A 6,962-nucleotide genomic window follows, 5' to 3' on the forward strand; every position below is an offset into this window, starting at 1 on the left:
CGGAGTTGGTCGCCCGGGTGAGCGACTTTGCGCACACGATCAACGTCGATCCGTTTGCCGTTGCCGACCGGCTCTGGACGAAAACGACGCTCGATCCAGAGGAAGAGAAATTACGCATCCCGGCCTAGGCGAGGTTTAGACATGATTCTCTCCTTAAAAGAACCTGCGCGCCTTCGCCGTGGGATGCACCCCGGGGGCGAGGCAGTATTTGCCCCAACATTAGCAGGTGAACTGCGACGAGGGTAGCGCTTTCGGGGGAAAGGGACGTACCACGAAAAAGCTCGTCGTTAGCTCCCCGCACCCGATGACCCGCTCGCTCAAGCCGATCCGCCGAAGACTTCATTCAGGCTCCGGCACTCCAACACGCGATCACCCAACTCCTCAAGCTCGGCCTCGCCGGCTTGACCCAGACGCTCCTCAGCCCATGACGGCAGCGGGCCAAAGCGGCGAGTGAGGAACCGGCGCAGCAATTTCGTCTCGCCCTGTTGCCTGCCTTCCCGTAAGCCCTCCTCCTTCCACTCCTGGGTCCAAGTCTTGACGCGTTCGGCCAGCATGTCGTGAAGCTCCTGTAGTTCGCTGAAATTGGGTATCTCGACGCCGGGTACGCGCTCCGGAAGCAGCACACGCTTGAGCCAGACCACGAAGGCACGACGCAGGCACGCGTTTTCCGCCCCGGCCAGCCACTCGACCCGGCAACCGATGACCCGCTGGATGTTCTCCGGTGCCTGAGCATTCTCCAAGCGGAACAAGGCGGCGACGACGTTGGGCAGACGCGCGAGGTCCGCCTCGGGGTAGCTGCGTTCTTCCAGGAGAAGATAGCGCATCTGGGGGCTGCCAGTGGCGCAGTTGCGGCGGCAGACTCGGGGCGATCAGGTCCGCCAGGTCGGTCTTGGCGGTCCAGGGCTCGGCGCCGTTGTAGAGCACGATCGGGAGCACCGGCGGGAGCGGATCATCCGGCCCGATCTCTTTCGCGCGGTGCAGGTCCTCGTAGAGGACGCCATTGTAAGTGATGAGCCGAGCGGCCATGAGGCGGTCGACCGTGGACTGAAACTCCAAGGAAAGTTGCCACCGGGGCGGCACTCCTGACCTGCACGGCTCATAAGGGCACGGTCTAAACCTGCGCCTTGGCCCCGGACGGTACACACGTTCATTCGGCGGGCGAGGATGGGGCCCTACGCCTCTGGGACGCCGCCACCGGCGCGCTGCTGCGCATCCACGCAGTCCGGTCTGCCCCTTGGCCGTGTCACGCGGTCTGGGAGCCCCCGACTAACCGCCTCATTGAGTGGTCCGGGGACGCCTGGCGCTGGCTCCACTGGGTCGCCACCGACGCCGACGGCTGGCACGACCCCCTGCCGCTGGGGACCTTCGGCGACCTGCCGCAGCCGGGATCGCTGCCACCGTGAACGGGTTTTTATGTACACATCAAATGCGGATTGGCCTGGCCCTTAGGCATAACAGTTTCTTTGCTTTGATTTTTTGCGTGAGAAAAAATCAGCCGACAGTGGTCCAGATGCGATCCATCAAATGCCCGTCAAATGCAGCTGCACCGGCTCAGCCGGCCCACCACGGCACGTACTTCATGTCCCGCCGCGAGGCAACCGCGTCGTAGGCTCGGATCGCTTGGGCCTCGGTCGCCTCCTTAGATCAGGCGCGACGCTTGGGCGCTGTTCTGTCGCTCGATGCCAAACCGCTCGCGCAGGGTTGAGTTGGTCATGAAGTCGCGCTCAACGTAGCGCAGGCAGGCATGGAGGTAGCAGGCCCGTACCCGGTCGTCTTTGTCCATCCTGGTCAGCGGACGCTGGGCGAACAAGACTGCGATCGTGTTGTCCCCTGCAACCTCGAAACGCGGTGCAGGCAATTGATAATACTCGGTTTGAAAGACGACTTTGTCGATTCCGCTGCCACGTTCCTCGCAGACTCCAACGCGGCGCAAGAACGAGGCCAGTGCCTCGTTGCGTGAGCGCGGTGGGTTGTCCAGGAAACGCGCGGGGTCAACCAACGGCTGTCCGGGGTTCGTGATCTCCATACGATCGCTGAAGATCTCGACCGGATATCGGGGACAGACCACGGATAGCGCAAGACAGATGAGAAGCGGACCGATTTTGGCCGGGAGGCATCCATGAGTTGCCGCTCGCAGGACCGGACCGGGTCGTGAACGGTTTTACGCCTGAGGGCCACTGAATTGATCCAGTCCTGGCAGGCCACGGCCCGGTCGCCATTCCTGATTCCCACGGAGCCGGGCACCGAAGCACCTCGTCAACAGCCGCAGGGTCAGGTATGTCGCTAACTTACAGCCGCTTCTGAGTGTTGGCAAGCACCAGCCCCAAGGGCACAGCAACGACAGCCACCCCCACCGGCACCCCCGTCGCCGGTAACGGGATCGGCGCCACCAACAGCATCAGCGTCCCGATCAGTATCCACAGCAGCCCCCGCACCGCCCAGAAATGGATCAACGGACTGGCATAGGAAAAGCCGTGCTGCCGGATACGCCGCCGTAACAACGCATCGTAGGCGGCAGCCGCGCCCAGGATCAGGATGAACGGCCACCAGAAGCGCAGCACCGCCAGGCGCAGACAGGCCTGACCAAGCGACCACCACACCACCTGCACCCGGCCCGCGAGCCACGGCCAGACCGGGCTGTCGGCCAATTGCTCCAGCCCCGCCCCCGCCGTCTGGTGATCAGGCACCAGGAGGTGGTAACTCCATGCCTCCAGTCCGGTGCGCACGAAGCACGCCCGATACCAGCGCACCGCGCGGTCGAGGATGGCATCGGCCTGGGTTGGTCCCACCGCGTCCACCAGGGAGGTGAGTTCCTGCGCGCTGACCTGGCGCGCCCAGTCGGTCGGTACCAGCGCGGCGAACAGGATGAACTCCATGACGAAGAGCAGCAGGCCCGCGGCGAGGGTCCACAGCCAGATACCTTTGCCGTCGCTGCCCTCGTGTGCGTCGTCAAGCATCCGGGGTCCCGGCCGCGGATTCGACCCGGACGGGCGCCGGCCGGACGGCGCGCAGCCGACCGCCCAGGATGCGCCGCTGGTCGGCCGTCAGCGCCTGCGCCAGGACCGCATGTTCTGGAGCGCCCGGTGCGCCGACGAGGCTGTCGAAGAAGGCCGCGAAGCGCTCACGATCCGGTACGCCGGCTTTTTTCGCCGCCTTGTGGGCGTTGATCGCGGCCACCGCGATGGCGTGCACGCGGGCCTGGAGGGCCGCGGCGGCGGGCTCCTGCTCCGCCAGTCCGCACGCGAGCCGTTCGAGTAACCCGCGACTGTCGGGCCAGTTCAGGATCGGCATCAGGCGGGCGACCATCTTGGAGAAATGGACTTGCTCGTGTTCGTAGAGCCCGAGCAGCCCCTCCAAGACGGTCGAGGGATGATCGCTGCTGACCCGCTCGCGGTAGTAGCGCACCAGTGCCTTGACCCGCGCGGTGACGTCGCGACCGCGGGCCAACAGGGTCGCCGCGTCGGTCTCCCAGTCGGGCCGGCACGCGGCAAAGTGCCCCCGCAGCGCCCGCTCGACCAGGGCTTCGGCGCCGCCTTCCAGATAGTGGCGCAAACTGACCAGACTCGGTCGCTCATGGACCGCGAGCAGCCCTGGACCACGTTGCTCAGGACCATCTGTCCGAAGCTCTTGAAGGGATCATTGCCGGTCTCCGATGGGATCAGGGCCGCCACCCGGCTCGCCAACTCGGTAGCGCGGTTGAAACTGTGCAGGGTGTCGATGCGCACCGACTGGGCAGGAAAGGCCGGGTGGAACTGCACGAAGCGCGCGGGGCTGCCGGCCAGCACGCAGGCCCGTTGCGCCGTGTCGCGCAGGTCGCGGTCGCCCTTGGGGTCGATGATCAGGACCGCTTCGCCACGCAGCACGGCCTGGGTGACCAGCAGGTCGAAGGTGCGGGTCTTGCCGGCGCCGGTGACTCCGACGATGAGCATGTGCCCGTCGGTATGCGACAGCGGGATGCGCAGGTCCCCATCGCGTCCCCCCAAGCCGTGCAGCCAGGTCGCGCCCATGCGCTGCGGATCGCGCGGGGCAAACTGCTCCGGACCGGCCCGCAGCAGGTCCAGTGCCAGTTGCGTATGCACGGGGAGCCAGTCGAAGCCCCAGCCCAGCCACAGGTCGCCGGACCAGGACGGCACCCGGGCCGCGAAGTCCTCCGGGGCGATGCTTGACTCCCGCGGCCTGCGCCGCGGCAGCGATGTCCGCGGAGTTTCCGGAGTTTCGGGGACAGTATACCTAATCCATCAAAGTCCTATGGAAGCACCTTCAGTTCCAGGGATTTCCTTACCGCGATTGGTACGGCAATCGGAACGAACCGATCCGCAGAGTAGAGATAGTCCTCGCCGCTCTCGTCGATGATCCGCAGATCGCCGTCCGTGCTCGCATCTTCGTCGGGAAGGACGCGATAAATCTTATGCAATTCCAGGGATGCAGGATAATCCGAGTTGTCGATACAGACAACATACTCTGGGACTTCGCCGGTTTGCTTGCTCATAGTCATTCCAGGTAACACTTGCGCTTCATTTCTCTCTTGCCGATTCCGTGAGCTTCGTACCAATGCAACTCGGCGCGACGGAGTCTACCGCTGTTCAATCGCAGGAGGGCGGTTCCTTTGACTTTACGCCAATTACCCCTTCCGTACTCGCGGTTCAGCCGGGCTATGTCACGGATACCAGGGCCGCGAGCGATCAGCTCGACATCACTGATCGCACTGATGATCTCGAAATCAGACATGAAGCTATACTGATGGGACTTCGGATGATCTCCAGTCCGCGATTACGTGTGGCATCCAAACGTTGCGGACGGGGCGAATGCCCAGTCCGGCGTCGATTGGCGGAGCCCCCATGCAGTCGATGTTCCGCCAAAGTCGTCCGCCAGGTCAAGAGTGCCTTTCATGCTGATTTGAATGATGCAGCCAACCTTCTGTGTAAGGCCGGTAACAAGGGGCGCGAAACGGATGATCGGGTGGCAGTTCGACGATCACGAAGAATTGTTTCGCCAGATCAATTTGCTGCTGAGCTACATGAACGGACTGCACGACCAGCTCGGTCTGCCCGCGGCGATGAACGAACGCATCTCACAGGAGATCGCGCAACGCATCGAGTCCTCGTTCGAGTGAGCCGGACCGGTACTGGCCGTGCGACCGCCGGCGCAGACTGATTCCCGCCAGCCGGCGCGTCACGGTCGGCCCGGGCCGACCGGTGCCCGTGCGGCCCGCGGAGTCCGTTTCCCTTGTCGAACCTCAGGACCATGAGCACCGGACCCGCCCGCTGGATCATGCACCTGGACATGGACGCCTTCTACGCCGCGGTGGAACAGCGCGACAACCCGGCCTTGCGCGGCTTGCCGGTCGTGGTCGGCGCCCAGCCCGGCGGGCGCGGGGTGGTGGCCACTTGCTCTTACGAGGCGCGCCGCTTCGGCATCCACTCGGCCATGCCCATCCAGGAGGCCCATCGGCGCTGTCCGGACGCGGTCTACCTGCGCCCGCGCATGGCGCATTATCTGGAGGTCGCCCGCCAGATTCGCGCGGTCATGGCCACCTGCACCCCGGTCGTGGAACCGATTTCGATCGACGAGGCCTTTCTCGACGTCAGCGGGCTCGCGCACCTGATCGGTCCCCCGGCGACCATCGGCGCGCAGATCAAGGCGGCGATTCGTGACGCGGTCGGTCTGACCGCCTCGGTCGGCATCGGCCCGAACCGCTTGGTGGCCAAGATCGCCTCGGATTTCGGCAAGCCGGATGGACTGGTCGTGGTGCCGCCGGAACAGGTGCTGGACTTCCTGGGTGGACAGCCGGTCGGCGTGTTGCGCGGGGTTGGCAGCCGGACCCTGCCCATCCTCCAGCGGCTGGGCCTGCGCACCGTCGCGGACCTGCGCCGGTTGTCGCTCACCCAGTTGCAGGCCCAGGTGGGACCCCGCATCGCTGCCAGCCTGTACCAGCAGGCGCGGGGCATCGCCTCCGATCGGGTCGGCGAACGCGCCGCCCGCCGGTCACTCTCCAAGGAAACCACCTTCGGCGTCGACGTGGCCGATTCCGGCGTGCTGCGCGACACCCTACGCGGCCTGGCGGCCGAAGTCGCCACGGCGGCCCGGCAGGAGGGGATCGCCGGGCGCACCGTGACGCTGAAGATCCGCTTCTGCGGCTTCGAGACCCATACCCGCCAGCGGCGGCTCCCGCGGCACAGCGACGACGCCCGGACCCTGTTCGCCACCGCCTGGTCGCTGTACGAGGCCGGCAAGCCCGTGCGCCTGATCGGCCTGGGGATCGCCGATCTGGGGGCTCCGGAGCCGGTCCAGCCGGACCTGTTCGACGGCGCGGCCGAGCGCCCCGCGGATAACGACCGGGAGCGGCGCCTGACGGTCGCGGTCGATCGCATCCATGCGCGCTTTGGCGTCGGCGCCCTGGTGTCTGCTGCGGACCCCATGGATCGGGCCCGCGGCCTGGACGAAACCCCGGAGTGCCCGCAGTCGCATATTCGAGTCAGTTGATCAGATTGGTGTCATACGCTGTCACCAGGCCCCTAGGGTGTTCAATCTGTCAGGTATATCGCAATTCCCTCTCATGCAGTTTCTGTGTTTAGCACTGAATCGATCAGGGCATGCCGACGCCGGGCCAGCATCGACGTACCGATATGCGTTTCCGCCCACTGCTCGACATCAATGGTGCGTACTGACTCCATCGCCTCCCGAATCAATGGCGTCGTCAGGTCAGCGATGAAGGCAGGAATCGCCAGTACCAGCTTGCCGATCTCCTTAAGCGGCCCCTTGGCAGTGAAGCATTTGTATTTCCCAAACACCGATTCGATGATATCGGAGGTGGCTAACCAGATACTGTCAACCGGGATTTTCGCCGCTTCCAATGCGACGTGCGCGAGCACCTGTTGGGTGAAGATCGCCGTCCGTGGGGTGAGCGTTGACGGCAGTGGCAGCGCGGCCTGGAGTGATTCGGGGGAACTCCGCTGGAGGCC

Annotated in this window: 9 protein-coding genes and 2 pseudogenes; 2 read left to right on the plus strand and 9 right to left on the minus strand. The window is 65.0% G+C overall.

Going from position 1 to position 6,962, the window contains the following annotated elements:
- Window positions 1-317: 317 nt before the first annotated feature.
- From QZY03_RS09950 to QZY03_RS09985, 8 genes and pseudogenes are all read right to left on the minus strand, one after another.
- Window positions 318-824: a DUF4351 domain-containing protein gene (locus QZY03_RS09950; protein WP_295580535.1), complete on the minus strand. Its 507-nt coding sequence runs from the start codon at window positions 822-824 to the stop codon at window positions 318-320.
- Between the two features lie 85 nt (window positions 825-909).
- Window positions 910-1,026 (minus strand): annotated as a pseudogene (locus tag QZY03_RS09955) (hypothetical protein); the annotation flags it as partial.
- 613 nt (window positions 1,027-1,639) lie between these two features.
- A complete protein-coding gene (locus QZY03_RS09960; protein WP_295580537.1) occupies window positions 1,640-2,068 on the minus strand; it encodes an ATP-binding protein in 429 nt (142 codons plus the stop codon).
- Between the two features lie 220 nt (window positions 2,069-2,288).
- Window positions 2,289-2,957 carry a DUF4400 domain-containing protein gene (locus QZY03_RS09965; RefSeq protein ID WP_295580539.1) on the minus strand — a complete coding sequence of 223 codons (669 nt, stop codon included), beginning with the start codon at window positions 2,955-2,957 and terminating at the stop codon, window positions 2,289-2,291.
- On the minus strand, window positions 2,950-3,552 hold the full coding sequence (locus QZY03_RS09970) for a hypothetical protein (RefSeq protein WP_295580550.1): 603 nt from the start codon (window positions 3,550-3,552) through the stop codon (window positions 2,950-2,952). Before QZY03_RS09970 ends, QZY03_RS09965 begins: the two co-directional genes overlap by 8 nt.
- Window positions 3,553-3,593: 41 nt before the next feature.
- Window positions 3,594-4,007 (minus strand): annotated as a pseudogene (locus tag QZY03_RS09975) (helicase HerA-like domain-containing protein); the annotation flags it as partial.
- 239 nt (window positions 4,008-4,246) lie between these two features.
- Window positions 4,247-4,489 (minus strand): hypothetical protein, encoded by a 243-nt coding sequence (locus tag QZY03_RS09980; protein ID WP_295580541.1) that lies wholly within the window; start codon window positions 4,487-4,489, stop codon window positions 4,247-4,249.
- A gap of 2 nt (window positions 4,490-4,491) precedes the next feature.
- Complete coding sequence (locus QZY03_RS09985) at window positions 4,492-4,728, minus strand: hypothetical protein (RefSeq protein ID WP_295580543.1); 237 nt, start codon at window positions 4,726-4,728, stop codon at window positions 4,492-4,494.
- 223 nt (window positions 4,729-4,951) lie between these two features.
- Between QZY03_RS09985 and QZY03_RS09990 the strand changes: the two genes are divergently transcribed.
- On the plus strand, window positions 4,952-5,113 hold the full coding sequence (locus QZY03_RS09990) for a hypothetical protein (protein WP_295580544.1): 162 nt from the start codon (window positions 4,952-4,954) through the stop codon (window positions 5,111-5,113).
- 131 nt (window positions 5,114-5,244) lie between these two features.
- On the plus strand, window positions 5,245-6,483 hold the full coding sequence (gene dinB, locus QZY03_RS09995) for a DNA polymerase IV (RefSeq protein WP_295580546.1): 1,239 nt from the start codon (window positions 5,245-5,247) through the stop codon (window positions 6,481-6,483).
- 71 nt (window positions 6,484-6,554) lie between these two features.
- On the opposite strand, the gene QZY03_RS10000 is transcribed toward dinB, so the two are convergent.
- On the minus strand, window positions 6,555-6,962 hold a 408-nt coding region (locus tag QZY03_RS10000; protein WP_295580548.1), incomplete at its 5' end, for a hypothetical protein.

The sequence above is a fragment of the uncultured Lamprocystis sp. genome, assembly GCF_903933125.1.
Lineage (GTDB): Bacteria > Pseudomonadota > Gammaproteobacteria > Chromatiales > Chromatiaceae > Thiodictyon.